The organism is Delftia sp. ASV31, assembly GCF_016428765.1.
In the GTDB taxonomy this organism is placed as follows: Bacteria; Pseudomonadota; Gammaproteobacteria; order Burkholderiales; family Burkholderiaceae_C; genus Comamonas; species Comamonas acidovorans.
In genome coordinates this window covers 11,766-38,378 of the sequence record NZ_JAELTK010000044.1, presented here as the reverse complement: position 1 = coordinate 38,378, position 26,613 = coordinate 11,766, and the positions used below count along the sequence as shown (strand labels likewise).

Sequence of the window (26,613 nt, the reverse complement as noted above, 5' to 3'; positions counted from 1 at the left end):
GAATAACTTATCCAAGATCAAGCGCATTTAGGGATAACTACTAAACGCCCTGCGAAGGTCGTAACTAGCATCCGCCTCCGAAGCCCCCCACAGCAACGGAGACAACAACCCATGCCAGCCTTCGAAGACATCGTCCAGCGCGAAGCCGGACTCCAACAGCAGCTGTCCGCCGGACAGATGACCATGATCGCCATCGGCGGTGCCGTCGGCACCGGCCTGTTCCTGGGCAGCGGCTTTGCCATCGGCTTCGCCGGGCCCAGCGTGCTGATCAGCTATGCCATCGGCGCGGTGATTTCGCTGCTGCTCATGGGCTGCCTGGCCGAGATGACGGTGGCCCACCCGACCTCGGGCTCGTTCGGCGCCTATGCCGAGCACTACATCGCCCCCTGGGCCGGCTTCGTGGTGCGCTATGCCTACTGGGCCTGCGTGGTGCTGGCCGTGGGCACCGAGGTGACGGCCGTGGGCCTGTACATGGGCTACTGGTTCCCCGAGGTGCCGCGCTGGGCCTGGGTGGTGATCTTCTCGGGCGCGCTGATCGGCGTGAACATGATGAGCGTCAAGGCCTTCGGTGCCGTGGAGTACAGCTTCTCCATGATCAAGATCATCGCCATCGTGGCCTTCATCGTGGTCGGCGCCTGGGTGGTGTTCGGCACCCGGCCGGCCGGCGTGGGCTTTGCCAACTACGTCAACAACGGCGGCTTCTTCCCCAACGGCCTGTGGGGCACCTGGGTGGGCGTGATCATCGCCATCTTCAGCTACCTGAGCATCGAGATGATCGCCGTGGCCGCTGGCGAGGCCAAGGACCCGCAGCGCGCCGTCACCAGCGCCTTCCGCTCCACCATGGTGCGCCTGGTGGTGTTCTATCTGGCCACGATCGCGCTGATGCTGGCCATCGTGCCGTGGTCGGCCGCCGGCAAGGACGGCAGCCCCTTCGTGAAGGTGATGGAGATCATCGGCCTGCCCGGCGCGGCCAGCGTGGTCAATTTCGTGGTGCTGGTGGCGGCCCTGTCGGCCATGAACAGCCAGCTGTACATCACCACCCGCATGATGTTCAGCCTCTCGCGCGCCGGCCATGCGCCCGCCGTGCTGGGCCGCGTGAACTCGCGCGGCGTGCCGCTGCCGGCGCTGCTGCTGTCCTGCCTGGGCATTGCCGTGGCCACGCTGTTCAACATCGTCAACCCCGAGCAGTCCTTCATGCTGATGATGGCCGTGGCCATGTTCGGCGCCATGTTCACCTGGTTCATGATTTTCGTGACCCATCTGTTCTTCCGCATCCACTGGGTGCGCCAGGGCAACAAGCCGCTGGCCTTTCGCATGTGGGGCTTTCCGGTGCTGACGCTGCTGGGCGCGGCTCTGATGCTGGCCGCCCTGGTGTCCACGCTGTTCACCGACGTGTTCCGCCTGACCGTGCTCACCGGCCTGCCCTTCCTGCTGCTGCTGGGCGCCATCTACGCCATCTGGTACCGCAAGCGGGCCGGCCAGCCCGCCCCTCAGACCCAAACCTCAGCCCAAGCCCAAGCGCAAGCCCAGGTTCCCGCCCGGTGACATCCGGCCTCCCGTTTTTCCCCCTCCCTTAGAAACATGACGACTTTTGCCCCCCTCGATACCGCACGCGCCTCGATGTTCAGCCACGTCCCGCCCTACCCCGGAGATCCCATCCTGTCGCTGATGGAAGCCTTTCAGCAGGACCCGCGCGCCGACAAGGTCAGCCTGAGCATCGGCCTGTATTTCGACGAGGCCGGCCGCCTGCCCGTGCTGGACTCCGTGCGCCAGGCTGGCGATGCCCTGGCCCGCGAGCAAAGCCCCAGCGGCTACCTGCCCATCGAAGGCATAGCCCCCTACCGCCAGCTGGTGCAGAACCTGGTGTTCGGCGCTGAGCACGAGGCCGTGCGCGCGCAGCGCATCGCCACCGTGCAGACCCTGGGCGGCTCGGGCGCGCTCAAGCTGGGCGCGGACTTCATCAAGCACTATTTCCCCGACGCCGAGGTCTGGCTCAGCGATCCCACCTGGGACAACCACCTGGCCATCTTCCAGGGCGCGGGCCTGCGCACCCACAGCTACCCCTACTACGACGCGGCCACGGGCAGCCTGCGCTTCGACGCCATGCTGCAGACGCTGCGCGGCCTGCCCTCGGGCAGCGTGGTGCTGCTGCATGCCAGCTGCCACAACCCCACGGGCGTGGACCTGTCGCGCGAGCAGTGGCAGCAACTGATCCCCGTGATCGTGGAGCGCGGCCTGATTCCCTTCGTGGACATGGCCTACCAGGGCTTTGGCGATGGGCTCGATGAAGACGCCTGGTCCGTGCGCGCGCTGGCCGATGCGGGCGCCCAGGCCTTTGTGGCCAACTCGTTTTCCAAGAACTTCTCGCTGTATGGCGAACGCGTGGGCGGCCTCAGCGTGGTCTGCAGCGACGCGGCCACGGCCGGCAATGTGCTGGGCCAGCTCAAGGCCACGGTGCGCAGCAACTATTCCTCGCCCCCCACCCGTGGCGCGCGCCTGGTGCAGCAGGTGCTGGCGTCGCCAGAACTGAGCGCCCAATGGGCACAGGAGCTGGCGCAGATGCGCGGGCGCATCAAGGACATGCGCGCCCAGCTGCACGGCGCGCTGCATGAACGCTTTGGCGAGCGGCGCGACTTCGGCTTCCTGCTGACCCAGCGCGGCATGTTCAGCTACACCGGTATCAGCGAGCCCCAGGTCCACCGCCTTCGCGACGAGCACGGCGTGTACCTGATCCGCTCGGGCCGCATGTGCATGTCGGGCCTGTCCGGCGCCAACGTGCAGTACGTGGCCGACGCCATTGCCACGGTGCTGGAGGCACCGCAATGAGCGGCTGCCCCGTCCATGGCGGCCTGACCGAGCGCATCGTCGCCGAGGAAAGGGCGCAGCTGGATTTCAGCCAGTCCATGAGCTATGGCGACTATCTGCAGCTGGACGCCATCCTGGGCGCCCAGCAACTGCTGTCGCCCACGCATGACGAGCTGCTGTTCATCATCCAGCACCAGACCAGCGAGCTGTGGATGAAGCTCATGCTGCACGAGCTGGGCGCGGCCACGGCCGCCGTGGCGGCCGACCGCCATGCAGATGCCTTCAAGATGCTGGCCCGCGTGAGCCGCATCATGGAGCAGCTGGTGGGCGCCTGGTCCGTGCTGGCCACCATGACGCCTACCGAGTACACGGCCATGCGCCCGTATCTCGCCAGCTCCAGCGGCTTCCAGAGCTACCAGTACCGCTGCATCGAGTTCGCGCTGGGCAACAAGAACGCCGCCATGCTCCAGCCCCATGCCCACCGCCCGGACCTGCTGGCCCGGGTGGAGGCCGCATGGCGCGCACCTTCCCTGTACGACGAGGCCCTGCGCCTGCTGGCACGCCAGGGCCTGGCCATTCCTGCCGGGCACCTGGAACGCGACTGGACCCAGCCCTACACGGCCAGCCCCGAGGTCGAGGCCGCCTGGGCCCAGGTCTACCGCGACCCGCAGTCGCACTGGGACCTGTACCAGCTCGGCGAAAAGCTCGCCGACATCGAGGACGCCTTCCGCCTGTGGCGCTTTCGCCATGTGACCACGGTGGAGCGCGTCATCGGCTTCAAGCGCGGCACGGGCGGCACTGGCGGCGTCAGCTACCTGCGCAAGATGCTGGACGTGGTGCTGTTCCCCGAAATCTGGTCCGTGAGAACGAAACTGTGACCCCTGAGCGGCTTTGCCGCTTCCTCCGCTCTCGCTGCGCGGGCGCGGGACGACACCATCGCTGCGGGACGGCCCTTGCTCGGCGTCCGCCGATGGGCCGCGCCAAGTTTCCGACGCAAGAACACCATGCCTTCGCATGTAGTCAAAACACAAGGAAATCCATGAAGCAAATCATCGACGTGGGACTGCCGCCGCTCAAGCAGCCCTTCTCCTGGGCCGTCAAGGCCAGCGGCCAGATGCTGTTCACGGCCCACGGCCCCGTGCGGCCCGACGGCAGCATCGACACCGGCCCCATCGAACAGCAGGCGCGCCTGACCTTCACCAACCTGCGCAACGCGCTGCAGGCCGCAGGCGGCACGCTGGCGCATGTGACCCAGGTGCTGATCTACATGACCGACGTGGCCGACATGCCTGCCATCGACGCCGTGTACCGCGAGTTCTTCGAGGCGCCCTATCCCAACCGCTCCAGCATGGGGATTTCGGCGCTGGTGGTGCCGGGCATGAAGCTGGAGATCGTGGCCTACGCCATGCTCCCCTAGAGGATGTGACGGACATGCCGGCGCCCCGCAATTGCGTTCAATACAGGGGCGGCGTGCGGGACGAGACTGCGGGCCTTGTGCAGTCCTGCGTCCGCGCGAAATCTCATGTCCTCCTCGCTGCTCGCCATGGGCGTCTTCACCCTCGTCGGCGCCATCACGCCCGGCCCCGTCAATGTGCTGGCCCTGCGCCACGGCGCAGCCCGCTCGCGCCTGGTCTCTGCCGCCTATGTGCTGGGCGCCAGCGCCAGCTATGCGGCCGTGGTCTGGGTCATGGGCCAGGGCGCACAGTGGCTGCTGCAGACGCTGCCGCAACTTTCCATGGCCGCACAGTGGCTGTGCGCCGCCTATCTGCTGTGGCTGGCCTGGCGGCTGGCCAACGCGCCTGTGGGCCAGGCCGGTGCGCAGCAGCAGGCCGGATCGCAGCGCACGCTGCAGGCCCTGCTGCAAGCGCTGTTGCAGGGTACGGCCGTGCAGACGCTCAACCCCAAGGCCTGGCTGGTGGCGCTGGCCGGCGTGGGCCTGTTCGTGCTGCCCCACGCGAATGCGCCGTGGGCGCTGCTGCAGTTTTGCGCCATTTCGCTGCTGGCCTGCCTGGTGGGGGTCGGCAGCTGGGCGCTGCTGGGGCAGCTGCTTTCGGGCTGGCTGCGCACCGAACGCCGCCAGCGCCTGTTCCACCGCCTGCTGGCCCTGCTGCTGGTCGCCAGCGTGGCGGCCATGCTGGCATGATGGCTGGCCGCCATGACTTCACCCTCTCCCCACCGCTTCCACCGCCATCCGGCCGCCCCCTGGGCCGAGCTGCGCGACAGCGCGCGCTCGCCGCATTGCTTTCGGCTGCACATGCATGCCGAGTACTCGATCGGCATCGTGGACGCGGGCCGCACCGTGTTCCACCATGCCCACGGCCCGCAGCCTGTGGAGGCGGGCGGCGTGGTGCTGATCGAGCCCGGCGCCTGGCATGCCTGCAATCCCGACCCCGGCGCGCCGTGGTCCTACCGCATGCTGTTTGTCGATGCCGACTGGCTGCACGCGCGGCTGGGCGTGGCCGCGCTGCGCTTTCCCCGACGCACGCTCACGGATGCGGACATCGCCCGCCTGGTGGATGGCCTGTGCCGCCCCGTCGATGGCACGGCGGCCGCCGACCGCCTGGCCCTGGGCCTGGAGCACCTGCTGGACCGCTGTGCCCAGCCCGCAGCCTTGCCCCTGCCCGGCGATGCGGCGGCCCTGGCCCCCGCACTGCAGCGCCTGCATGCGAGGCCCGATGCGGGCCTGACCGTGCAGGCCCTGGCCCACGAGTGCGGCATGAGCGCCACGCGCTTCATCCGCCGCTTCAAGGCGGCCACGGGCATGACGCCTGGCAGCTACCGCCTGAACCTGCGCATCAACGGCGCGCGCCGCCTGCTGGCCACGGGCGCAGCGCTGTCCGATGCGGCCTATGCCATGGGCTTTGCCGACCAGGCGCACCTGCAGCGCGCCTTCAAGGCCCACCATGCGCTGACGCCGGGCTGCTACGCACGCGGCGCCTGAGCCGGTACCTGGGCCGGACCCTCCCATGGTTTTGCAGCGGCCAGCCCGGGGCCGGCGGTGAAAGCGCAGATACTTACGCCTTCCGCTTTCAGCCCCCACCTGCCGCGCACCATGGCCGCCTTCCAAGACATTCAGCAACGAGAAACCGGCCTGCGCCAGCAGCTGTCCGCCGCCCAGATGGTGATGATCGCCATTGGCGGCGCCATCGGCACCGGCCTGTTCATGGGCAGCGCCTTCGCCATCGGCTTCGCCGGCCCCAGCGTGCTGGTCAGCTATGCCATCGGCGCGCTGATCTCGCTGCTGCTCATGGGCTGCCTGGCCGAGATGACGGTGGCCCACCCGACCTCGGGCTCGTTCGGCGCCTATGCCGAGCACTACATCAGCCCGCTGGCCGGCTTCATGGTCCGCTATGCCTACTGGGCCGCCGTGGTGCTGGCCGTGGGCATGGAGGTGACGGCCATCGGCATCTACATGGGCTACTGGTTCCCGGACGTGCCGCGCTGGATCTGGGTGGTGGTGTTCTCGGGCGCGCTGGTGGCCGTCAACGCCAGCAGCGTCAAGGCCTTCGGCCAGGTGGAGTACGGCTTTTCCATGGTCAAGATCATCGCCATCGTGGCCTTCATCCTGATCGGCGCCTGGGTGGTGTTCGGCTCACAGCCCCAGGGCATCGGCTTTTTCAACTACACGGCCGATGGCGGCTTCTTCCCCAAGGGCCTGTGGGGCACCTGGGTGGCCGTGATCATCGCCATCTTCAGCTACCTGAGCCTGGAGGCCGTGGCCGTGGCGGCCGGCGAGGCCGAGGACCCCAAGCGCGCCATCACCCGGGCCTTTCGCACCACCATGGCGCGCCTGGTGATCTTCTACCTGGCCACGATCGCGCTGATGCTGGCCATCGTGCCCTGGCAGCAGGCCGGCACGGACAAGAGCCCCTTCGTGAAGGTGATGGAGATCATCGGCATCCCGGGCGCTGCCAGCATCATCAACTTCGTGGTGCTGGTGGCCGCGCTGTCGGCCATGAACAGCCAGCTGTATGTGACCTCGCGCATGATGTTCAGCCTGTCGCGCGGCGGCTATGCGCCCTCGGTGTTCGGGCGGCTGAACAGCCGGGGCGTGCCCGTGGCGGCCATTGCCATCTCCTGCCTGGGCATTGCCGTGGCCGTGGCCGTGAACCTGTGGAAGCCCGAGGGCTCGCTGCTGTGGATGATGTCCGTGTCCATGTTCGGCGCCATGTTCACCTGGTTCATGATCTTCGTGACCCATCTGTTCTTCCGCGCACGCTGGTCGCGCGAGCATCCGGGCCAGCGCCTGCAGTTCCGCATGTGGGGCTTTCCGCTGTTCACGCTGGCCGGCGCCGCGCTGATGCTGGGCGTGATCGTCACCACCTATTTCACCGAGGTCTTCCACATGACGCTGCTCACGGGCCTGCCCTTCCTGGGCCTGCTGGCCCTGGTGTATGCGCTGTGGTACCGGCCCCGCGCACAAGCGCGCAAGAAGGACTGAAACCATGACCCGCAGACTCTGGGACATCTCCCCGGCCGTGCAGGCCGCCAGCCCCGTCTTTCCCGGCGACACGGCCTACAGCCAGCAGTGGTGCGCCACCATCGGGCCGGGCTGCCCGGTCAATGTCAGCGCCATCACGCTGTCGCCCCATGTGGGAGCGCATGCCGATGCACCGCTGCACTATGACGCCGCCGGGGCATCCATCGGCAACGTGGATCTCGACGCCTTCCTCGGCCCCTGCCGCGTGATCCACGCCATCGGCAAGGGACCGCTGGTCGAATGGGAGCACATCGCCCACGCCGTGGAGCATCTTCCGGCACGCGTGCTGGTGCGCACCTACAAGCGCGCGCCCACCACCTGGGACCAGGAACTGGCCGCCTATGCACCGGCCACGGTCGAGCGGCTGGCCGACCTGGGCGTGAAGCTCATCGGCATTGACACGGCCAGCATCGACCCGGCCAGCAGCAAGAGCCTGGACAGCCACCAGGTGATCCGCCGGCGCGGCCTGCGCGTGCTGGAGAACCTGGTGCTGGACGAGGTGGCCGAGGGCGACTACGAGCTCATCGCCCTGCCGCTCAAGCTGGTCGAAGCCGATGCCTCGCCCGTGCGCGCCGTGCTGCGCGCCCTGGCCTGATCCCTGCCCGCATTGCGGCGCCGGCCCAGCCCGCGCCTTTCGCCTTTTCGATACCCAAGGAGACCCCGTGACGAGCCTGCAAGACTGCCTCACCCTCGATGCGCAAGACCCGCTGCGCGCCCTGCGCGACCAATTCACGCTGCCCGAAGGCGTGATCTACCTTGACGGCAATTCGCTGGGCGCCAGCCCCCGCGCCGCCGCCGCGCGCGTGGCCGAGGTGGTGCAGCAGGAATGGGCGCAGGGCCTGATCCGCTCGTGGAACGATGCCGGATGGATCAGCCTGCCCCAGCGCCTGGGCGACCAGTTCGCCCCCTGGCTGGGCGTGGGCGCGGGTGAGCTGGTGTTCACCGACACGGCCTCCATCAACCTCTACAAGGTGCTGACAGCGGCGGCCCGCATTGCGCGCGAGGACGCGCCGCAGCGCAAGCGCCTGATCAGCGAGCGCAGCAACTTCCCCACCGACCTCTACATCGCCCAGTCGGTCTGCCAGGAATACGGCCTGGAGCTGGTGCTGCTCGAACCCGAGGAGATTGCCGGCGCGCTGACCGACGAGGTGGCCATCTGCATGCTCACCCATGTCAACTACCGCACGGGCGCCATGCACGACATGGCTGCCGTGACGGCTGCCGCGCAGGGCAAGGGCATTCTCTGCGTCTGGGACCTGTGCCACAGCGCGGGTGCCGTGCCTGTCGATCTCAAGGGCGCGAATGCAGACTTCGCCATCGGCTGCAGCTACAAGTACCTCAACGGCGGCCCCGGTGCGCCGGCCTTTGTCTGGGCCAACCCGCGCCTGATCAACCGCTTCTGGCAGCCGCTGTCGGGCTGGTTCGGCCATGCCGAGCCTTTCAAGTTCGTGCCGGACTACCACCCGGCCCAGGGCATACAGCGCTACCTGTGCGGCACCCAGCCCATGGTCAGCCTGAGCGTGCTGCAGTGCGGCCTGGACGTGTTCACGGCCGTGGAGCCGCTGGGCGGCATGGACGCGCTGCGCAACAAGTCGCTGGCGCTGACCGACCTGTTCATCGCCCTGGTCGAGGAACGCTGCCAGGGCCACGGCCTGGGCCTGGCCACGCCGCGCGAGCACGGCCGGCGTGGCTCCCAGGTCTGCCTCACGCGCGAGGAAGGGCTGGGCGTGGACGGCAAGGACAGCGGCGCCTATGCCATCGTGCAGGCGCTGATCGCGCGCGGCGTGATCGGCGACTTCCGCAAGGGCGACGGCACGGGCCTGCACAAGGACATCCTGCGCTTCGGCTTCACGCCGCTGTACGTGGGATTCGAAGATGTCTGGCATGCCGTGGAGCACCTGCGCCAAGTGCTGGAATCGGGCGAATGGCGCAAGCCGGAGTTCAACCGCGTCAATGCGGTGACCTGAAGCCTGGAGCCCGGCGCTCAGAACGCCGTGGACGACAGCGAGGCCCAGAGATGGGCCGCGACCAGAGCACGCCAGGGCGCGAAGTCCCGCAGCCACAACTCGGTCTGCACCGCGTCCATGGCGTCCGTCTTCAGCAGCAGGGCCAGGGCCCGGCGCACGGCCACATCGCCGTGCAGCGGGCCGTCCAGGTGGCCATAGCCGCGCAGCAGCATGTAGTTCACGGTCCACGGGCCTATGCCCTTGAGGGCCAGCAGCCGCTCGCGGATCTCGGCCACCGGCAGTTCAGGCAGGGCCGCCCAGTCGTCCAGCGGCAATTCCCCCGACTGCACGGCCTGCGCCAGCAGGCGCAGCGTGTGCGTCTTGCTCCGCGAAAAGCCGGCGGCGCGCAAATCCTCCTCACCGAGCTGCGCCAGCTGGGCGGCCTCCGGCATGCACCACAGCTGCTGCGGCGCGTCGGCATGGCCATCGTGCAGCGCCACCGGCTGGCCGGCTGCGGCAATCAGGCGGCGGCGCAGCGACACGGCTGCCGCCACGCTGATCTGCTGCCCGGTGACGGCCCAGCTCAGCGCCTCCCAGGGCGTGCAGGCCGCGGGCACATGCAAGCCCCGCTGGCGCGCCAGCAGCGGCCCCAGCCGCGCATGGCGGCCAAAACGGCGCTCGAATTCGCCCACATCCTGGGACAGTCCGAACATGCGCCGCAGCATGGCGGCCAGCACATCGTCCATGCCGGCGATGGCGCCTGCACCGGCGGGCAGGCGCCATCGGGCCTGCACCACGGCCGCCTCTTCGCAATGCTGCGTCAGCTCCAGGGTGAGCAGCGTGGGAAGGCCTTTCCACATCAGGCCCTTGTGCATGCGGATGGTGTCGCCGTCCTGCAGATCGCATTCGGACAGGCGCTGGGCATCGCGCCGGTGAAAGCCCCAGAACTCGTTCATGCGGTAGCCGGCCGGCAGCGTCAGTTGCTGCTCTGCGCCAAGGCTGTGGCCGCCACGCCGCCCGCTCATGCCTTACCGGCCTGGCGCAGCGGGGCTCGGCCGCTCTCCCGCCCTGTCTCCCGGCCAGCCGCCTCCTGCGCCTGGCGCGCCTCGCGCAGCAGCAGGGCACGCTTGCGCTCCACGCCCCAGCGGTAGCCGGAGATGCTGCCGTCGTTGCGCACCACGCGGTGGCAGGGCACGGCCACGGCAATCGGGTTGGCAGCGACGGCGCTGGCCACGGCGCGGGCGCCCGTGGGCATGCCCAGGCGCAGGGCCAGTTCCGAATAGCTCAGGGTCTGGCCGGCCGGAATGGCGCACAGCGCCTGCCACACGCGCTGCTGGAAGACCGTGCCCTGCACGTCCAGCGGCAGCGCCAGACCACGGCGCGGCTGCTCGACCAGGGCCACGACCTGGGCCACGGTGTGCTCGAAGCCCGCATCGCCGCCCACCAGCTCGGCCAGCGGAAAGCGCTGCTGCAGATCCTGCACCAGGGCCTCGGCGTCGTCGCCCAGCAGCACGCAGCACACGCCGCGCTCGGTGCTGGCCACGAGGATGCTGCCCAGCGTGCATTCGGCCACGGCAAAGCGGATGGTCTGGCGCATGCCGCCGCGCCGGTAGTCGCCGGGCGCCATGCCCAGCATGGCGCCTGCGTCGCGGTAGAAACTGCTGCTGGCCGCATAGCCGCTGGAGTAGGCCGCATCGGTGACCGAGTCGCTCTGGCCCGGCTGCAGCGCCGCGCGCAGGGCATGCGCGCGATGGGCCTTGGCATAGGCCTTGGGCGTGAGGCCCGTGGCCTGCTTGAACAATCGGTGCAGTTGCCAGGGGCTCAGGCCCGAGCGTTCGGCCAGCTGGCCCAGGGCGGGTGGGGGCTCCTCGGTCTCCAGCCAGCGGCAGCATCGGGCCACCAGGGCCGTGGGGTTGGCAGTGGCATCGCTGGCTTGATTCATGGCTTGGTTGGACACGGCATGTCTTTCTGGGTCATCGGATGCCCTACTCTACGCAGCCCGGAGCACCCGCGCATCCCGCTTCTTGCAACCCGCAGGATTTCAGCGCGGGATTCGGTTACGCTGCGCCCTGCATTTTCCGCGTCGAGACTTGCGAGACTCCCACATGACCACCGAACACTCCGGCTGCCCCATGAACAGCCCCGGCCGCACCGAATCCATCGTCAAAGAGGAGCGCGCCCAGCTGGACTTCAGCCAGTCCATGAGCTATGGCGACTACCTGCACCTGGACCAGATCCTCACGGCACAGCATCCGCTGTCGCCCGCGCATGACGAGATGCTGTTCATCATCCAGCACCAGACCAGCGAGCTGTGGATGAAGCTGATGCTGCATGAGGTCCGAGCCGCCACGGCCGCCATCGCAGGCGGCACGCGTGCCGACGCCTTCAAGATGCTGGCCCGCGTGAGCCGCATCATGGAGCAACTGGTCAGCGCCTGGACCGTTCTGTCCACCATGACCCCGCCCGAGTACACGGCCATGCGCCCCTACCTGGCCAACTCCAGCGGTTTCCAGAGCTACCAGTACCGCTGCATCGAGTTCTCGCTGGGCAACAAGAACGCCGCCATGCTCCAGCCCCATGCCCACAGGCCCGACCTGCTGGCCCAGGTGGAGGCGGCATGGCGCTCGCCCTCGCTCTACGACGTGTCCCTGCAACTGCTGGCGCGCGAGGGCATCGACGTGCCCGCCGACCGGCTGGAGCGCGACTGGACCCAGCCCTACGAGGCCAGCGAGGGCGTCAAGCAGGCCTGGATCACCGTCTACCGCGATCCCCACAAGCACTGGGACCTGTATCAGCTTGGCGAAAAGCTGGCCGACATCGAGGACGCCTTCCGCCTGTGGCGCTTCCGCCACCTGACCACGGTGGAGCGCGTCATCGGCTTCAAGCGCGGCACAGGCGGCACCGGTGGTGTCAGCTACCTGCGCAAGATGCTGGACGTGGTGCTGTTCCCCGAAATCTGGGCGCTGCGCACCGAGCTGTAAGAACTGGCGGGCGCCACCGACGGCAAACCGCTGCGGTGGCGACAGCGCGCAGGCGCGCAAACGGGTAAGCTGCGGCGCCAGGAGAAATACCGTGTCCGCAGCGCCACAACAGCCCCCACACAACAACATACACACAGAGGCTTCGCAGACCTCCCCCGCAGCACCGCCGCCGCGCAGCCAACTGCTGTGGGCCATGCTGCTGTCCCTGCTCTCGGCCTTTGCGCTGAGCCAGGCCTTTCGCACCATCACCTCGGTCATGGCCACGGGCCTGCAGCAGGATTTCGGGCTCACGGCCCAGTCGCTGGGCGCCTTCGCCGGCCTGTTCGGCCTGTCCTTCGGCGTGGCCCAGCTGCTGATGGGCATCGGCATGGACCTCTACGGCCTGCGGCGCACGGTGCTGCTGTCGTTTCCGCTGGCGATTGCGGGATCGGCACTGTCCGCCGCCGCACCCAATTACGGCTGGCTGATGGTGGGCCAGTTGCTGATCGGCGTGGGCTGCTCGCCCGCCTTTCTGGCCTGCACCATGTTCATCTCGCGCCACTTTCCCATGGACCGCTTTGCCTTTCTGTCGGGCGTGGGCATGGGTGTCGGGGGACTGGGGCTGCTGTTCACAGGCACGCCACTGGCCTGGCTGGTCCAGCATTTCGGCTGGCGCTCGGGCTTTGCGCTGCTGGCCGTGATGTCGGCCCTGTCGTGGCTGCTGATCTGGTGGCGCGTGCACGAGCCCGCCCGCAGCGGAGCACAGACCGCCGCACGGGAAAGCTGGGGCGTGGCGGCACGCCGCATGGCCGAGCTGTTCACGCTGCCGCACACCCTGGGCATCGTCCTGCTGGCCATGGCCTGCTATGCATCGTTTCTGGCGCTGCGCGGCCTGTGGCTGGGGCCGCTGCTCATCCATCGCTATGGCTTTTCGCTGGTGGAAAGCGGCAATGTGGCGCTGGTCGTATCGATGATCTCGCTGTTCAGCCCCGCGATTTTCGGGCGCATGGACCCCGGCCCAGGACGGCGCCGGCGCTGGCTCACCAATTACTCGCTGCTCATGGGCAGCCTGTTCATGCTCATGGCCTTTTTGCACCATGGCTGGACCAATGTGGCGCTGATCTTCGCCATGGGCCTGCTGTCGGGCTATTCGGTGCTGCAGTACGCCGATGTGCGTGCTTCCTACCCCCCAGAGATGACCGGCCGCGCACTGTCGCTGTTCACCATGGCCATGTTCCTGGGCGTGGCCCTGGTGCAATGGTTCACGGGCTGGGTGGCAGCCTGGGCCGAGGCCTGGGGCGTGGAGCCCTACAAGGCCGTCATGATCTCGATTGCGGCCACGCTGGTGGGCGCGTCAACTGCGTTCCGTTTCCTGCCCTCCTCGCCGCTGCTGCGCCAGGCATCCGCCGCCTAGCGGCCGGAGTCTCTGTCTCTACAAGGCGTTGGCGGCCGAGCCATCGCCACGGTACAGCCAGGGCAGATCCATCAGCCGGGAGCCCAGCAGGCGCAGCGACAGGTCACGCCCCCAGCGCACGGGACCCGTGGCATGGAAGATGCGGCCATTGCGCTGCGAGCGCGCCTGCACGCGCGCATTGCGCTGCCAGCGGTTGAGCGCGTAGCGGCGCAGGCGCATGTTGACGTCCAGGTCGTGCATGGACAGGGCGCGCTGCAACTCCGCTGCATCTTCAATCGCCATGCCGGCGCCCTGGGCCAGGTAGGGGCGCATGGGATGGGCCGCATCGCCCAGCAAGGCCACCACGCCGCGCGCCATCTGCGCGGCCGATTGCACGGGCGGACGGTCCCCCACCGGCCACAGCCGCCAGTCGCCACCGGCCGCCGGCACATGCTGGACCAGGTCCAGCAGCTGGGGGCAACTGCCCTGCAGCACCCGCACCAGATCGTCGAGATTGCCCGCATGGTCCCAGTTCGCCAGATCCTCGGGCGCCGGGCCCTGGATGATGATCACCAGGTTCTGCAGCTCGCCCCGGCGCACGGGGTACTGGATGGCATGCATGCGCGAGCCCAGCCAGGCCGTGACATCGGTGGCCCGCAGGCGCTTGGGCAACTGGGCCTGGTGCACCAGGGCGCGGTAGGCCAGGTGCCCGGTGACACGCGGCGGGCCGTCGCCCAGCAACTGCTGGCGCAGAACGCTGCGCACGCCATCGGCGGCGACCAGGGCATCGCCTTCGATCAGCTTGCCGGCCCGGGTTCGCACGGTGACCACGCCGTCGGTCTCGGAAAAGCTCTCGATGGGCTGGCCCAGGTTCAGGTGCATGCCCGGATAAGTCTGAGCGGCTTCCCGCAGCAATTGCTGCAGATCGGCCCGGTGGATGGTGGCGTAGGCCGCGCCATAGCGTTGCACGGACTCGCTGCCCAAGGGCATATGCGCCAATTCCTGCCCGGTGACTGCGCTGCGCACGCGCAGGCTGCCCGGCAGCGCCACCACCTGCTGCAGCGGTTTTTGCAGGCCCCAGGCCTGAAGCCGCCGCACGACATTCGGACCGATCTGGATTCCGGCGCCCACTTCACTGAGCGCGGGCGCCTGCTCGAAAAGACGCACTTCCCAACCCGCCCGCGACGCACCGATGGCGGCGGCCAGGCCACCAATGCCGCCGCCGGCAATCAACACCTGCTTGTTCATGTGCGTATTGTGCCCCTGCCGCCACCCGTGGCGGCCGGGGCCTGATTATTCAAGTCGGACACCGCTGAAGAAAATCAAAGAATGCTCGGAATCTTCTGAAACATGCGCGCATCCCCCAGGCATTGAGGCGCATCAAGATCCCAAAAACGGACATCCCGCCACGCACCAGACTGCCATAAAGGACACCGCCCCACCATCACCTGTGCGGTGCGGCCAAAAATCGGCCTTTGCATCGCCGCTCTGGAAATGTCCATACACGGATCCACACTTTACGCCGCGGATGATAGAGATTCTCAACTGAGACAATCTTTTGACAAATGGCCGTGACAATGAAAAAAGCCCGCACTGGGCGGGCTCTTTCATGCGCGGCGGGAAAATCAGATGACAAACTTCTCACGGTCCTGATTCTGAATCCACTTTGGCGGCTTGCCACGTCCGGTCCAGGTTTGGCCGGTTGCGGGATCGCGGTACTTGGGAGCCACTTTGGCGCCGGTTGTGCCAGCGGTACGACCACGAGCTGCAGGAAACACGTCATCGGCAGTCAGACCATATTCGGCAATCAAGTTGCGAACCTGTCCCACGGCGTCGGCAAGCTCGCGCTTGCGTGCTTCCTGGATCTGTTGCTCCAGTTCCTGTCGCTGCTTCAGCAGTTCCTTGTAAGAGCTCATGGTATGCGCCTTGAAAGTAGTTTAAGAGCTTTCATTATAAAAACATAATCAGCCCATGGCGCAAGACGCATGTAAGCAAAACCCACAATATCGCTGCTGCCTATTGCGAAGAGTAGTTCTCGGATAAATCCGATATGGCCAGCACCTTGTCAATGCGTTTGCCATCGAGATCGATGACCTCGAAGATCCAGCCCGCACAGCTGACCCGTTCCCCCAGAATGGGCAAATGACCGCTTTCTGCCATGAGAAGGCCCGCCACGGTGTTGTATCGGCCGCGGTGCTCATCGGGAAGATCACGAATATCGAGGCGCGCCTTCAGCTCCGATATGGGCATCAGACCGTCCAATAGCCAGGAGCCATCCTCACGCTGCATGGCCCAGGCTTCTGCCTCGGTCACAGGCTGTAACTCGCCGGTAATCGCTTCGAGCAAATCCCGGGGCGTCATGATGCCCTGCACCACGCCATATTCGTCCACCACAAACACCATGCGCCCGGACCGGGCACGCAATTGCTCCAGCAGCTCCATGGCGCTGAGCGTCTCGGGCAGGAAAGAAGCCGGCAGCACATGTTCGTACAGCGTGGTGCCGGCGGCATCCGAGCCCAATGCCAGCAGGCGCGCCACGCTGATGATGCCGACCACGTCATCCAGCGAATTGCGGCACACCGGGTACCAGGAATGCCCGCCCTTCGAGTGGTCGTCGGCCGAGGCCTGCAATGCCTCGGTGACGGTCATGTCGGCATCCAGCCATTGCACGTCGCCTCGCGGGACCATGATCGACGTCAGTGAGCGGTCATCGAGGTGAAAGACGTTTTGCACCATCTGGTGCTCGTTGGCCTCGATCACTCCGGCATCCCGCCCTTCGGCCAGGCTTGCCACGATTTCCTCTTCGGTCACGGCGCGCGCTGCGGATTCATTGATGCGCAGCAGAGTCAGCATGGCGCGCGTGGAAAAGGCCAGCAGCCGCACAAAGGGCTTTGCAGCCGACGCCACCCAGGTCATGGGCCGGGAAACCACCGTGGCCACGGTTTCGGGATAAAGCTGGCCTATGCGCTTTGGCACCAGCTCGCCGAAGACGATGGTGACGAAGGTGATCACGGTCACGACGAGCGCCGTGGCAGAAATGCTGGCCGCGCGTTCCGGAACGCCCAGGCCCAGCAGCCATGCGGCCAGCCCGTCACTGAAGGCCGCCTCGCCCAAAATGCCGTTGAGCAGGCCGATGGAGGTGATGCCCACCTGCACCGAAGAAAGAAATTGCGTGGGGTTTTCGAGCAAGGCCAGTGCTGCCACCGCACCCTTGTCGCCTGTTTCAGCCAGTGCCACCAACCGAGCCTTGCGGCTGGAGGCCAGTGCCAATTCGGACATTGCAAACACCCCATTGAGCAGCGTAAGCAACGCGATCAGCAGAAAATCCATGGTTCGTATATCAGAAAGAAGACCATGGCACTTTACTGTATCGGCGATATCCAGGGATGCCACGACGCCTTTGAGCGCCTGCTGCACCGCGTGGACTTCTCCGCCAGCCGCGATACCTTGTACATCCTGGGCGACCTTGTGAACCGCGGTCCGGAATCGGACAAGGTGTTGCGCACCTGCATGGCCGCCGGCGACTCCATGCGCGCTCTGCTGGGCAACCATGACCTGCACCTGCTGGCCGCCGCCCAGGGCGTGCGCCGCAGCAGCCGGCGCGACACGCTGGCCCGGGTGCTGGATGCGCCCGACCGCGATCAGTTGCTGGACTGGCTGCGCCACCAGCCGCTGGCGCGCAGCCACCGCATGGCGCATGGCGAGGAACTGCTGATGGTCCATGCCGGCGTGCTGCCGCAGTGGAGCAGCCAGGAAGTGATGGCGCTGGCGGGCGAGGTGCATTCGGTACTGCGCAGCAAGCAGTTGCCCGCTTTCTTGCAGGCCATGTACGGCAACCAGCCCGATCGCTGGTCACCCGACCTGCAGGGCTGGGAGCGCCTGCGGGTCATCGTCAACGCCTTGACCCGGCTGCGCTTTTGCACCGCACAGGGTGTCATGGATTTCGACAGCACCGAGTCGGCCGAGCAGGCGGCGCCCGGCCTCATGCCCTGGTTCGATGTGCCGGGCCGCGCCACGGCGAGCGCAACGATTGCGTTCGGCCACTGGTCCACGCTGGGCCACATCAGCCGGCCCGACCTGGTGGCGCTGGACACCGGCTGCGTCTGGGGCGGCTGCCTGAGCATGATGCGCTTCGGCGATCACCTGGCGGACCGGGAACTGATCCAGGTGGACTGCCCGCAGGCGCAGGCCCCGGGCTGACCTGGACGACTCCGATGGGCGAGCGCCCATGAAAAAACGCCTGCAAGGCAGGCGTTTTTCGTGAGGCAGGCGGCTTGCGCGGCGCTCAGACCTCGGAAGTGGCGACGGGTGCCACAGGCGGGACCGGCGCGACAGGTGCGACAGGCGCCTTGAACAGCGCGGCCAGCTTGCGCTTGGGCTTGATGCCGCTGCCCGCCTTGGGCGCGGCAGCACCCTGGCTGTCCCAGCTCGCATCGACGCTGGCGGATGCCTCGTAGGGCTTGTCGAAGAACGGGTCCGAGTGCGCCGGGCGCTGGGCCATGCGCGAGCCGCGATGGCCAAAACCGGAACTGCCCCGCGACGCATCACCGCCGCGATCGCCACGCTCGGCGCCGCGATCCCGTTCACGACCGTAGCCGCCGCTGCTTTGGCGCGGCAGCTCGTCAAAACGGTGACCACGCGGTGCGCTGCCACGGAAATCTTCCATGGGGCAGGGCTCGACGTTGATCTTCTTCTTGATGAGCTTCTCGATCTCGCCCACCAGGCGCGCATCGTGGTTGGTCACCAGGGTCACGGCAATGCCGGAGGCGCCTGCACGGCCCGTGCGGCCGATGCGGTGCACATAGTCTTCGGCGTTGAAGGGCACGTCGTAGTTGAAGACGGCCGGCACGTCCTTGATGTCCAGGCCACGGGCCGCGACATCGGTACACACCAGCAGATCCACCTCGCCGCGCTTGAAGGCTTCAAGCGCCTTCAGCCGCTCGTCCTGGCTCTTGTCGCCGTGCAGCGCCGTTGCGCGCAGGCCATCACGCTCCAGGGCACGCGTCAGGCGCGCACAGCCCAGCTTGCTGTTGGAGAAGACGAAGGCCTGGCGGATGTCGCGCTGCTTGAGCAAGGAGCGCAGCGCATAGCGCTTGTCGTCGTCGCTGACGCTGTAGAAGCGCTGCTCCACCGTGGACGCCGTCTCGTTGGGGCGGGCCACTTCGATGGTGACGGGGTCCTGCAGGTAGCTGCTGGCCAGGCGCTTGATCTCGGGCGAGAAGGTGGCGCTGAACAGCAAGGTGGTGCGTGTCTTGGGCAGGTGGGACAGGATGCGCTGCAGATCGGGCAAAAAGCCGATGTCCAGCATGCGGTCTGCCTCGTCCAGCACCACGTACTCGACCTGGTTGAGCACGGCGTTCTTGGCTTCGATGTGGTCAAGCAGACGGCCCGGCGTGGCCACCAGCACCTCGACGCCCTTCTTGAGCTCCAGCGTCTGCGGCTTCATGTCCATGCCGCCGAACACCACGGTGCTGCGCAGCTTGGTGTACTTCGCATACTGGGCGATCTGCTGGGCCACCTGGTCCGCCAGTTCGCGTGTGGGCAAAAGTACCAACGCCCGCACGGGGTGGCGTGCAGGCGAAGCGGAGGTATTTTCGTGGCGCATCAGCCGCTGCAGCAACGGCAGCGAGAACGCCGCCGTCTTGCCTGTGCCGGTCTGGGCGGCGCCCATGACATCCTTGCCGGTCAGAACGACCGGAATGGCCTGTGCCTGGATGGGCGTCATGGACTCGTAGCCCATGTCGGCCACGGCGCGCGCCAGGGACTCAGCCAGCTGGAGATTGGAGAAAGAGCTTGTCATTGAGAGCGCTATTGTCGCACCTAGCGCGATTTGTGCGTTGCAATAACGCCAATTGGCACCTGGACAAGCATGGCGTTGTGTGAGCGCAACCCGCAAAAACCCGGTATGAGGGCCCGCAATGCGGGCATTTTTTCATCGCCGGACAGCCTCCAGATGAAAAGGCGGTCCCTCGCAGGGGCCGTAGAAGCTTGCGCAGCAACGCGAGCGTGGGGGTACTTCTCAGAGGGAAGCGGCCGAAAAAGTGTCGCAGGACTTGACGCTGCCGGTACGCAGGCCGGTGCTGAACCAGCGCTGGCGTTGGGCGCTGGTGCCGTGCGTGAAGCTGTCCGGCACCACGGCGCCGCCGCCTGCGCGCTGCAGGGCGTCGTCGCCGATCTTGGATGCCGCATTCATGGCCGACTCCACATCGCCCTGCTCCAGGATCTGGCGGGCGCTTTGCGCGCGGTTCGCCCAGACGCCGGCCAGGCAATCGGCCTGCAGTTCCAGCTTGACCGACAGGTGGTTGTACTCCACCTTGCTGACGCGGCCACGGGCGCGGTCCACCTGGGCGCTGATGCCCAGCAGGTTCTGCACGTGGTGGCCCACCTCGTGGGCAATCACATAGGCCTGGGCGAAATCGCCGGGCGCGCCCAGCTGGTTCTTGAGCGTTTCGTAGAAGCCCAGGTCGATATACACCTTCTGGTCGGCAGGGCAGTAGAACGGCCCCATGGCCGACTGCCCCGTGCCGCAGGCCGTGGGCGTTGCGCCACGGAACAGCACGAGCTTGGGATCGGTATATTGGGCGCCGCCCTGGCGGAACACATCGCGCCAGACGTCTTCGGTATCGGCCAGCACGGTGGAGACAAAGCGGGCGAGCTTGTCATCGGCCGGCGGCTTGTGGGCCGGGCCCTGAGGCTGCTGCACCTGCACCGGCGAGCCGCCGCTGAGCGCACCCAGGATGGTCAGCGGGTTGATGCCCAGCACCCAGCCGCCGACCAGGGCGATGACGATGGTGCCAATGCCTATGCTGCGTCCGCCGAAGACGGGGCCGCCTCCACCGCCACCCTCGTCACGGCGGTCTTCCACATTGTCCGACTCGCGGTTGCCATCCCATCTCATGGTGTTCACTCCTGGATCTGTGCTGCAGCCTGCAGCATCGGGCGGCGATATTACGTCGGAACCTGCGGGACCGCAGCGACCGCAGCTGCGGCAATGATACGGCGTGTATCAGCGCACGGGCTGCACCGCCATGGGGGCGGTGGCCGGTGGCGCCTGGCTGCGCAGGACCTGCTCGCGGGCCACCAGCACCATGGCGGCCAGCAGCGCGGCGACGATGCCCAGGCCGATGACGACCGCCAGGCCCAGCCCCCATCCGCCGCGCCTGCGCCGCTCGCGTGCAGGCTCGCCGGGCCGGCGGGGCGCGGGAGCCTGCTCGCTGGGCGGCTGCTCGCGCTGCCACGGCTCGGGCGCGGGTCCGCGCCGCTGCTGCTCATAGCGCGGGGCCGATTCCTTGCGCGGAGCTTCGGGCCGCGCCGAACCGTCCCAGCGGGGCTCTTCGCGCGGATAAGAAGGCTTTTGTGACATAGGCGACATCGTAGTGCCTGCGCAGGCCCTCACGGGCCTGTGCGCAGCACTGGACACATCGCGAATTGGCCGGTCCAAGCCTACTGTGTACAGTCGCGGCCATGAGCCATTCCAGCATGCCCTCCTCCACCGCCCTTGACGCACAGGCCACGGCCGCGCTGTTGCCCTGGAACGAACTGGCCGAAGAGATCGCCGCCGTGCTGCTGCAGCCCCAGGCAGCGCAGGTGCCGGCGCGCATCGTGATGCCCCTGCCGGCCGGTGGCAGCCTGTTTTGCATGCCCGCCACCGACGGCCAGGTGGCCATGACCAAGCTGATCAGCTTCACGCCCGGCAACGCCGGCACGCCGCGCGCCACCATCCAGGGGGATGTGGTGGTCTTCGACGTGGCCACGGGCGAGCGCCGTCTGATCCTGGACGGCCCCACGGTCACGGCGCGGCGCACGGCCGCCGTATCGCTGCTGGCCGCGCAAAGGCTGGCGCCGAATCCGCAGGGTCCGTTGCTGATCGTGGGCGCCGGCGTGCAGGGCCTGGCCCATTTGCAGGCCTTTGCCGCAGGCCTGGGCGTGCGCGAGGTTCAGGTGGCATCGCGCAGCGCGCAGAGCGCCCAGGCGCTGGTCGACCAGGCCCGGGCCATGGGACTGCAGGCCACCACCGTGGAGGATGTGGAGGCGGCGGCGCGCCACTGCCCGCTGATCGTGACCTGCACGCCCGCCCGGGGCGTGGTGCTGCGCGAGGCGCCGCGCAGCGATGCCTTCATCTCGGCCGTGGGCGCCTTCACGCCGCAGATGGTGGAGCTGGCACCCGGCCTGTGCCAGGGCTTGCTGCAGTCGGGCCGCGTGGTGGTCGATACCGGGGATGCGCTGCATGAGGCCGGTGACCTGCTGCAGGCCGGCATCGATGTCGCCGCCCTGCCCACGCTGGAGCAGGTGGTGCGCGAGCAATGGCCGCGCTCGGATTCGCCCGTGCTGTTCAAATGCTGCGGCTGGGGTGGCTGGGATCTTGCAGCCACCCGCCTGGCCATGCGCCGGGCCGCACTCCAGAACAGTTGAAAGCGGATTTCTGCGTTGAACGAGCTTTTCCCCCCGGATTCCCCCGCCCCGGATTCCAGCACCGCGCCCAGTCGCTGGCAGCGCCTGGGCCTGCGCACGCAACTGGCCCTGGTCTTCGGCTCGCTGCTGGTGGGCGTGACGGTGCTGATGTCGCTGGCATTCGGCGAGCTGCTGCGCTGGCGCATGGAGCGCGAGGTCAGCGCCTCGCTGCATGCCATGGCCTCCAACGCCGCGCGGCAGCTGTCCGATGGCCTGTTCAGCCGCGCCCATACCGTGGAAGTGCTGGCCGCCTCGCCGGAGCTCTGGATCCAGGGGCTGGAGTCCCCGGGCGTGGGCGCACTGCTCAACCGCGCCCGTTCGCTGACGCCCACCAACCTCTGGATCGGCGTGGCCGACGCCGAGGGCACGGTGCGCAGCGCGACCGACCAGGTGCTGGTGGGCCACGATGTCAGCGACCGGCCCTGGTTCGAGCCGGGCCTGCAGCGCGTCCATGTGGGCGATGTGCGCGCCTCCTCGCCTGTGATGTCCGCCTTGCTGCCGCCTGCGGCCGACGGCGCGCCGCGCCGGTTCATGGACTTCGCGGCGCCCATTCGCGTGGGCGATCTCACCCAGGGCGTGCTGTGCATGCACAGCAGCTGGGAATGGGTGCGCGAAACCATGCAGACCCTGCAGCAGGCCGACAGCGCCGACCGGCAGATCGGCCTGTTCATCTTCGACCGGCGTGGACGGCTCATCCACGCGCCGGGCGACAGCCTGGAGCCGTTGCTGGCCCTGGACCAGCGCCTGCCGGTGGCCCATACCGTGTCTGCCGATACGGCCGATGCCACGCTGCAGCCCGTACAGGTGGCGCGCTGGCAGGACAGCCCGCAGAGCTTTCTGACGGCCACCGTGCCGCTGCAGGCCCACAACCGGGCAACCGCCATGGGCTGGCACATCGTGGCCCGGCAGCCGCATGACAGCGCCTACGCGCCCGCTCGCCAGGCCATGCACCAGGTGCTGGCCGGCGGCCTGGCGGCCGCGCTGGTGGCCGCCGTCATCGCCTGGCTGGTGGCGCGCAGGCTGAGCCAGGATCTCAAGCGCCTGGCCCGTGCCGCCAATGGCATCGACGGCAGCGGTGCGGCCTCCGACATCCCGCAGCTGCACAGCAGCCGCGAAGTGCATCGCCTTTCGCAAGCGCTGCGCGGCAGCATTGCCCAGTTGCGCTCGGCCAACGAGGCCATGGAGCGCCAGGTGCGCGAGCGCACGCTGCAGCTGCAGCAGGCCAATGCCGAACTGGAGCACCAGGCGCGCAGCGATCCGCTCACGGGCCTGCTCAACCGCCGCGGCTTCGACTTCCAGCTGGACTTCGCCATGGCGCTGGCGCGCCGCAGCGGCCGGCCCTTGAGCGTGCTCGTCATTGACGTGGACTACTTCAAGCGCATCAACGACCAGCACGGCCACGACATGGGCGACGCCGTGCTGCGCGCCCTGGCGCGCGCCTTCCGCATGCGGCTGCGCGAGTCCGACGTGCTGGCCCGCATGGGGGGCGAGGAATTCCTGGCGCTGCTGCCCGACACCACGGCCGATGCCGCCGTGGTCATTGCCGAGCAACTGCGCGAACTGCTGGCCGCCACGCCCATGGCGCATGGCGAGCCCGTCACCGCCAGCGTGGGCGTGGCCACGCTGCGCGGCACCACGGACACGGCCACCGCCATGCTGCGCCGTGGCGACGAAGCGCTGTACGAAGCCAAGGGCGCAGGCCGCAACAACGTGCAGCTGCAGCGCTGAGGCGGCCCCGCGCCGCTTTTCCCGCCCTCGATTTCCTGACTGCCGCAAAACACCTGTGCGGCAAAAAACACCACACTAATACTCAAATTGAGCATATTATTCGCTGCCATCACCAGCCCTTTCCACAGTCCCGGACGGCCACCATGCAGCTCAAATCCGTGCAGTACGACAAGCCCCATTTCTCCCTCGCCGGCCAGTGCGGCATCGGCGAGGCCTGGGCCCGCATTCCTCCTGAACTTGACCGCGCCCAGCGCCTTCGGACCGCCGAGCGCATACGCGCCCTGCTGCACGAGCGCGATGCCGTGCTCGTGGCCCATTACTACGTGGACGGCGAACTGCAGGACCTGGCGCGCGAGACCGGCGGCTGCGTGGGCGATTCGCTGGAGATGGCGCGCTTCGGCGCCCAGCACCAGGCCAGCACCCTGGTCGTGGCCGGCGTGCGCTTCATGGGAGAGACCGCCAAGATCCTCAGCCCGGAAAAGCGGGTGCTCATGCCCGACGACGACGCCAGCTGCTCGCTGGATCTGGGCTGCCCGGCAGACGAGTTCAGCGCCTTTTGCGACGCCCACCCGGACCGCACGGTCGTGGTCTACGCCAACACCAGCGCGGCGGTGAAGGCGCGTGCCGACTGGGTGGTCACCTCGTCCGTGGGACAGGACATCGTGGCCCACCTGCACGCCTGCGGCGAGAAGATCCTCTGGGCCCCCGACCGCCACCTGGGCGCCCACATCCAGCGCCAGACCGGCGCCGACATGCTGCTGTGGCATGGCTCCTGCCTGGTCCATGACGAGTTCAAGGCCGACGAACTGGCCGCCATGGCGCTGGAGTATCCGCAGGCCGCCATCCTCGTGCACCCCGAGTCGCCGGCCGCCGTGGCCGCCCAGGCCGATGTGGTGGGCTCCACCACCCAGCTCATCAACGCGGCTGGCCGGCTGCCCACCGACACCTTCATCGTCGCCACCGACCAGGGCATCCTGCACGACATGCGCATGCGCTACCCGGGCAAGACCTTCCTGCCCGCGCCCACGGCCGGCCAGGGCGCCACCTGCAAGAGCTGCGCCATGTGCCCCTGGATGGCGATGAACAGCCTGCAGGGCGTGGAGCTGGCGCTGGAGCAGGGCCTGTGCGCCATCGAGGTGGATCCCGCCATCGCCCAGGCCGCGCGCCGGCCCATCGAACGCATGCTGGCTTTCGCGGCCGGCCACCGCCAGCCCGTGCGCGCCAGCGGCGACCTTGCGCGCGATGCAGCGCTCTTCCAGCATTTCGGTCCCGCCTGAGGACAGCGCCATGACACAGCCTTGCACAGACGTACTCATCATCGGCGCCGGCCTGGCCGGCATGGCCGCCGCCCTGTCGCTGCCGCCGCATCTGCGCGTGGCACTGCTCAGCAAGGGCGCGGCCGAGGAATGCGCCAGCGCCTGGGCCCAGGGCGGCATTGCCGCCGTGCTGGATGCACAAGACAGCATCGACGAACACCTGGCAGACACCCTGGTCGCGGGCGCAGGCCAGTGCGATGCACAGGCCGTGCGCGCCATCCTTGAGCAGGCGCCTGCCGCCATTGATTGGCTGGTGGCCCACGGCGTGCCTTTCACGCGTGACGACAGCGGTGGCCTGCACCTCACGCGCGAGGGCGGCCACGGCCGCCGCCGCATCGTGCATGCCGCCGACTGCACCGGCCAGGCCGTGCACGCCGCCCTGCTGCACGCCTGCCGGGAGCGCGCGAACATCGATTTGCATGAGCACACCAGCGCGCTGGACCTGCTGACCGAAGGACAGGCTGCGCACTGCACAGGCGCGCTGGTGCGCCTGCCCGATGGCCGCCAGCAGCGCTGGCATGCCGCGCATACCGTGCTGGCCACGGGCGGGCTGGGGCAGGTCTATCCCGCCACCACCAACCCGGCCACCGCCACGGGCGACGGCGTGGCCATGGCCTGGCGCGCAGGCTGCCGCGTGGGCGACCTGGAGTTCATGCAGTTCCATCCCACGGCCCTGCAGGTGGGCGGCCGTGCGGCCGGCCTGGTCTCCGAGGCATTGCGCGGCGAAGGCGCCCTGCTGCGCCTGCCGGACGGCACGCGCTTCATGCCTGCCCATGACGAGCGGGCCGAACTGGCGCCGCGCGACATCGTGGCCCGGGCCATCCGGCACGAGATGGACCGCCATGGCCTGGCCTTCGTGCACCTGGACATCACCCACCGGCCACGTGCCTGGCTGCAGTCGCATTTCCCGGGCGTGATGGCCCTGTGCGCCAGCCATGGCATCGACATTGCCACGCAGCCGATTCCCGTGGCCCCCTGCGCCCACTACGCCTGCGGCGGCGTGCTGGCCGATATCGACGGGCGCACGGATGTCGATGGCCTGCGCGCCATTGGCGAGGTGGCGCGCACCGGCCTGCACGGCGCCAACCGGCTGGCCAGCAATTCGCTGCTCGAATGCGTGGTGATGGGGCGCGCGGCCGCCCAGGCCATCGCGCAGCAGCCGGCTGCTGTCCCTGCGCCGACCCGGCCGACCGAAACCCTGCAGGCCGGCGCACAGGATCAGGACACGGCAGCCATCGCGCAGGAGTTGCGCCAGCTCATGCAGGACTGCGTGGGCATACAGCGCAGCGACCAGGGCCTGGCGCAGGCCGTGCAGCGCATTGCGGCATGGCGTGAAAGGCTGGCACCTGCCGCAGGCCATGCGCTGCGCAATCAGCTCGATGTCTGCTGGCTCATGGCCACGGCTGCCGCCGCACGGCGCGAGAGCTGCGGTGCGCATTCGCGCATCGACGCCGCCCTGGCGCTGGTGGAATGAAAAATGGCCCCCACGCTCCCCTTGCTGCGCAAGGTCCGCTGCCCCCCGAGGGGGCTGCTT

25 protein-coding genes are annotated in these 26,613 nt (G+C 68.1%); 16 read left to right on the top strand and 9 right to left on the bottom strand.

Going from position 1 to position 26,613, the window contains the following annotated elements; genetic code table 11:
• The first annotated feature begins 111 nt into the window (after positions 1 to 111).
• The 9 genes from JHD82_RS16675 (at position 112) to kynU (ending at position 9,252) form a co-directional block, all read left to right on the top strand.
• Positions 112 to 1,545 carry an amino acid permease gene (locus tag JHD82_RS16675; protein WP_199137578.1) on the top strand — a complete coding sequence of 478 codons (1,434 nt, stop codon included), beginning with the start codon at positions 112 to 114 and terminating at the stop codon, positions 1,543 to 1,545.
• A 75-nt stretch (positions 1,546 to 1,620) separates the two neighbouring features.
• Positions 1,621 to 2,826 (top strand): amino acid aminotransferase, encoded by a 1,206-nt coding sequence (locus tag JHD82_RS16670; protein WP_199137584.1) that lies wholly within the window; start codon positions 1,621 to 1,623, stop codon positions 2,824 to 2,826.
• Complete coding sequence (gene kynA / locus JHD82_RS16665) at positions 2,823 to 3,683, top strand: tryptophan 2,3-dioxygenase (RefSeq protein ID WP_046238767.1); 861 nt, start codon at positions 2,823 to 2,825, stop codon at positions 3,681 to 3,683. Before JHD82_RS16670 ends, kynA (JHD82_RS16665) begins: the two co-directional genes overlap by 4 nt.
• Before the next feature lie 161 nt (positions 3,684 to 3,844).
• A complete protein-coding gene (locus tag JHD82_RS16660) occupies positions 3,845 to 4,222 on the top strand; it encodes a RidA family protein (protein WP_013803668.1) in 378 nt (125 codons plus the stop codon).
• Between the two features lie 105 nt (positions 4,223 to 4,327).
• Positions 4,328 to 4,948 (top strand): LysE family translocator, encoded by a 621-nt coding sequence (locus tag JHD82_RS16655; protein WP_199137577.1) that lies wholly within the window; start codon positions 4,328 to 4,330, stop codon positions 4,946 to 4,948.
• Positions 4,949 to 4,960: 12 nt separating this feature from the next.
• Positions 4,961 to 5,746: an AraC family transcriptional regulator gene (locus tag JHD82_RS16650; protein WP_199137576.1), complete on the top strand. Its 786-nt coding sequence runs from the start codon at positions 4,961 to 4,963 to the stop codon at positions 5,744 to 5,746.
• 111 nt (positions 5,747 to 5,857) lie between these two features.
• Complete coding sequence (locus tag JHD82_RS16645; RefSeq protein ID WP_012204089.1) at positions 5,858 to 7,246, top strand: amino acid permease; 1,389 nt, start codon at positions 5,858 to 5,860, stop codon at positions 7,244 to 7,246.
• A gap of 4 nt (positions 7,247 to 7,250) precedes the next feature.
• Positions 7,251 to 7,880 carry an arylformamidase gene (gene kynB / locus JHD82_RS16640; protein ID WP_199137574.1) on the top strand — a complete coding sequence of 210 codons (630 nt, stop codon included), beginning with the start codon at positions 7,251 to 7,253 and terminating at the stop codon, positions 7,878 to 7,880.
• 67 nt (positions 7,881 to 7,947) lie between these two features.
• Entirely contained in the window at positions 7,948 to 9,252 is a 1,305-nt protein-coding gene (kynU, locus tag JHD82_RS16635) for a kynureninase (RefSeq protein WP_063326908.1), read from the top strand.
• A 17-nt stretch (positions 9,253 to 9,269) separates the two neighbouring features.
• Here the strand turns inward: kynU and JHD82_RS16630 are convergent, their stop codons facing one another.
• Positions 9,270 to 10,256 carry a DNA-3-methyladenine glycosylase gene (locus tag JHD82_RS16630; protein ID WP_012204086.1) on the bottom strand — a complete coding sequence of 329 codons (987 nt, stop codon included), beginning with the start codon at positions 10,254 to 10,256 and terminating at the stop codon, positions 9,270 to 9,272.
• Positions 10,253 to 11,173, bottom strand: a complete 921-nt coding sequence (gene ada, locus JHD82_RS16625) for a bifunctional DNA-binding transcriptional regulator/O6-methylguanine-DNA methyltransferase Ada (protein ID WP_012204085.1) — start codon at positions 11,171 to 11,173, stop codon at positions 10,253 to 10,255. Before ada ends, JHD82_RS16630 begins: the two co-directional genes overlap by 4 nt.
• A gap of 163 nt (positions 11,174 to 11,336) precedes the next feature.
• Here ada and kynA (JHD82_RS16620) point away from each other — a divergent pair, with 163 nt between their 5' ends.
• Complete coding sequence (gene kynA / locus JHD82_RS16620) at positions 11,337 to 12,212, top strand: tryptophan 2,3-dioxygenase (protein WP_034391164.1); 876 nt, start codon at positions 11,337 to 11,339, stop codon at positions 12,210 to 12,212.
• 91 nt (positions 12,213 to 12,303) lie between these two features.
• Positions 12,304 to 13,605, top strand: coding sequence for a nitrate/nitrite transporter (locus JHD82_RS16615; RefSeq protein ID WP_012204083.1), 1,302 nt, complete (start codon positions 12,304 to 12,306; stop codon positions 13,603 to 13,605).
• A gap of 18 nt (positions 13,606 to 13,623) precedes the next feature.
• Here JHD82_RS16615 and JHD82_RS16610 read toward each other — a convergent pair whose 3' ends face one another.
• The 4 genes from JHD82_RS16610 to JHD82_RS16595 form a co-directional block, all read right to left on the bottom strand.
• A complete protein-coding gene (locus JHD82_RS16610; RefSeq protein ID WP_013803678.1) occupies positions 13,624 to 14,832 on the bottom strand; it encodes an FAD-dependent monooxygenase in 1,209 nt (402 codons plus the stop codon).
• A gap of 74 nt (positions 14,833 to 14,906) precedes the next feature.
• A complete protein-coding gene (locus tag JHD82_RS16605) occupies positions 14,907 to 15,086 on the bottom strand; it encodes a hypothetical protein (protein WP_199137567.1) in 180 nt (59 codons plus the stop codon).
• Between the two features lie 123 nt (positions 15,087 to 15,209).
• A complete protein-coding gene (locus tag JHD82_RS16600) occupies positions 15,210 to 15,500 on the bottom strand; it encodes an H-NS family nucleoid-associated regulatory protein (RefSeq protein ID WP_012204081.1) in 291 nt (96 codons plus the stop codon).
• Positions 15,501 to 15,600: 100 nt separating this feature from the next.
• The gene (locus JHD82_RS16595; RefSeq protein ID WP_199137565.1) at positions 15,601 to 16,914 is read right to left on the bottom strand and encodes a hemolysin family protein; all 1,314 of its coding nucleotides are present in this window, start codon (positions 16,912 to 16,914) and stop codon (positions 15,601 to 15,603) included.
• A gap of 24 nt (positions 16,915 to 16,938) precedes the next feature.
• Here JHD82_RS16595 and JHD82_RS16590 point away from each other — a divergent pair, with 24 nt between their 5' ends.
• Complete coding sequence (locus JHD82_RS16590) at positions 16,939 to 17,784, top strand: symmetrical bis(5'-nucleosyl)-tetraphosphatase (RefSeq protein ID WP_199137564.1); 846 nt, start codon at positions 16,939 to 16,941, stop codon at positions 17,782 to 17,784.
• A gap of 85 nt (positions 17,785 to 17,869) precedes the next feature.
• On the opposite strand, the gene JHD82_RS16585 is transcribed toward JHD82_RS16590, so the two are convergent.
• From JHD82_RS16585 to JHD82_RS16575, 3 genes are all read right to left on the bottom strand, one after another.
• On the bottom strand, positions 17,870 to 19,384 hold the full coding sequence (locus tag JHD82_RS16585; protein ID WP_065347804.1) for a DEAD/DEAH box helicase: 1,515 nt from the start codon (positions 19,382 to 19,384) through the stop codon (positions 17,870 to 17,872).
• A 219-nt stretch (positions 19,385 to 19,603) separates the two neighbouring features.
• The gene (locus tag JHD82_RS16580) at positions 19,604 to 20,482 is read right to left on the bottom strand and encodes a neutral zinc metallopeptidase (RefSeq protein WP_012204077.1); all 879 of its coding nucleotides are present in this window, start codon (positions 20,480 to 20,482) and stop codon (positions 19,604 to 19,606) included.
• A 108-nt stretch (positions 20,483 to 20,590) separates the two neighbouring features.
• Positions 20,591 to 20,947: a hypothetical protein gene (locus JHD82_RS16575; RefSeq protein ID WP_224986416.1), complete on the bottom strand. Its 357-nt coding sequence runs from the start codon at positions 20,945 to 20,947 to the stop codon at positions 20,591 to 20,593.
• 101 nt (positions 20,948 to 21,048) lie between these two features.
• Here JHD82_RS16575 and JHD82_RS16570 point away from each other — a divergent pair, with 101 nt between their 5' ends.
• The 4 genes from JHD82_RS16570 to nadB all read left to right on the top strand — a co-directional run bounded on the left by JHD82_RS16570 (position 21,049) and on the right by nadB (position 26,553).
• A complete protein-coding gene (locus JHD82_RS16570; RefSeq protein ID WP_199137562.1) occupies positions 21,049 to 21,996 on the top strand; it encodes a delta(1)-pyrroline-2-carboxylate reductase family protein in 948 nt (315 codons plus the stop codon).
• Between the two features lie 15 nt (positions 21,997 to 22,011).
• Complete coding sequence (locus tag JHD82_RS16565) at positions 22,012 to 23,763, top strand: sensor domain-containing diguanylate cyclase (RefSeq protein WP_199137560.1); 1,752 nt, start codon at positions 22,012 to 22,014, stop codon at positions 23,761 to 23,763.
• A 143-nt stretch (positions 23,764 to 23,906) separates the two neighbouring features.
• Complete coding sequence (gene nadA, locus JHD82_RS16560; protein WP_034391148.1) at positions 23,907 to 25,040, top strand: quinolinate synthase NadA; 1,134 nt, start codon at positions 23,907 to 23,909, stop codon at positions 25,038 to 25,040.
• A 10-nt stretch (positions 25,041 to 25,050) separates the two neighbouring features.
• Positions 25,051 to 26,553, top strand: a complete 1,503-nt coding sequence (gene nadB, locus JHD82_RS16555) for an L-aspartate oxidase (RefSeq protein WP_199137558.1) — start codon at positions 25,051 to 25,053, stop codon at positions 26,551 to 26,553.
• Positions 26,554 to 26,613 lie beyond the last annotated feature (60 nt).

Excerpts from the sequence above, each read along its gene's own strand:
- JHD82_RS16675 (WP_199137578.1), top strand. The coding sequence starts at position 112 with ATGCCAGCCTTCGAAGACATCGTCCAGCGCGAAGCCGGACTCCAACAG.
- JHD82_RS16670 (WP_199137584.1), top strand. The coding sequence starts at position 1,621 with ATGTTCAGCCACGTCCCGCCCTACCCCGGAGATCCCATCCTGTCGCTG.
- kynA (WP_046238767.1), top strand. The coding sequence starts at position 2,823 with ATGAGCGGCTGCCCCGTCCATGGCGGCCTGACCGAGCGCATCGTCGCC.
- JHD82_RS16660 (WP_013803668.1), top strand. The coding sequence starts at position 3,845 with ATGAAGCAAATCATCGACGTGGGACTGCCGCCGCTCAAGCAGCCCTTC.
- JHD82_RS16655 (WP_199137577.1), top strand. The coding sequence starts at position 4,328 with ATGTCCTCCTCGCTGCTCGCCATGGGCGTCTTCACCCTCGTCGGCGCC.
- JHD82_RS16650 (WP_199137576.1), top strand. The coding sequence starts at position 4,961 with ATGACTTCACCCTCTCCCCACCGCTTCCACCGCCATCCGGCCGCCCCC.
- JHD82_RS16645 (WP_012204089.1), top strand. The coding sequence starts at position 5,858 with ATGGCCGCCTTCCAAGACATTCAGCAACGAGAAACCGGCCTGCGCCAG.
- kynB (WP_199137574.1), top strand. The coding sequence starts at position 7,251 with ATGACCCGCAGACTCTGGGACATCTCCCCGGCCGTGCAGGCCGCCAGC.
- JHD82_RS16630 (WP_012204086.1), bottom strand. The coding sequence starts at position 10,256 with ATGAGCGGGCGGCGTGGCGGCCACAGCCTTGGCGCAGAGCAGCAACTG.
- ada (WP_012204085.1), bottom strand. The coding sequence starts at position 11,173 with ATGAATCAAGCCAGCGATGCCACTGCCAACCCCACGGCCCTGGTGGCC.
- kynA (WP_034391164.1), top strand. The coding sequence starts at position 11,337 with ATGACCACCGAACACTCCGGCTGCCCCATGAACAGCCCCGGCCGCACC.
- JHD82_RS16610 (WP_013803678.1), bottom strand. The coding sequence starts at position 14,832 with ATGAACAAGCAGGTGTTGATTGCCGGCGGCGGCATTGGTGGCCTGGCC.
- JHD82_RS16605 (WP_199137567.1), bottom strand. The coding sequence starts at position 15,086 with ATGGACATTTCCAGAGCGGCGATGCAAAGGCCGATTTTTGGCCGCACC.
- JHD82_RS16600 (WP_012204081.1), bottom strand. The coding sequence starts at position 15,500 with ATGAGCTCTTACAAGGAACTGCTGAAGCAGCGACAGGAACTGGAGCAA.
- JHD82_RS16595 (WP_199137565.1), bottom strand. The coding sequence starts at position 16,914 with ATGGATTTTCTGCTGATCGCGTTGCTTACGCTGCTCAATGGGGTGTTT.
- JHD82_RS16590 (WP_199137564.1), top strand. The coding sequence starts at position 16,939 with ATGGCACTTTACTGTATCGGCGATATCCAGGGATGCCACGACGCCTTT.
- JHD82_RS16585 (WP_065347804.1), bottom strand. The coding sequence starts at position 19,384 with ATGACAAGCTCTTTCTCCAATCTCCAGCTGGCTGAGTCCCTGGCGCGC.
- JHD82_RS16580 (WP_012204077.1), bottom strand. The coding sequence starts at position 20,482 with ATGAGATGGGATGGCAACCGCGAGTCGGACAATGTGGAAGACCGCCGT.
- JHD82_RS16575 (WP_224986416.1), bottom strand. The coding sequence starts at position 20,947 with ATGTCACAAAAGCCTTCTTATCCGCGCGAAGAGCCCCGCTGGGACGGT.
- JHD82_RS16570 (WP_199137562.1), top strand. The coding sequence starts at position 21,049 with ATGAGCCATTCCAGCATGCCCTCCTCCACCGCCCTTGACGCACAGGCC.
- nadA (WP_034391148.1), top strand. The coding sequence starts at position 23,907 with ATGCAGCTCAAATCCGTGCAGTACGACAAGCCCCATTTCTCCCTCGCC.
- nadB (WP_199137558.1), top strand. The coding sequence starts at position 25,051 with ATGACACAGCCTTGCACAGACGTACTCATCATCGGCGCCGGCCTGGCC.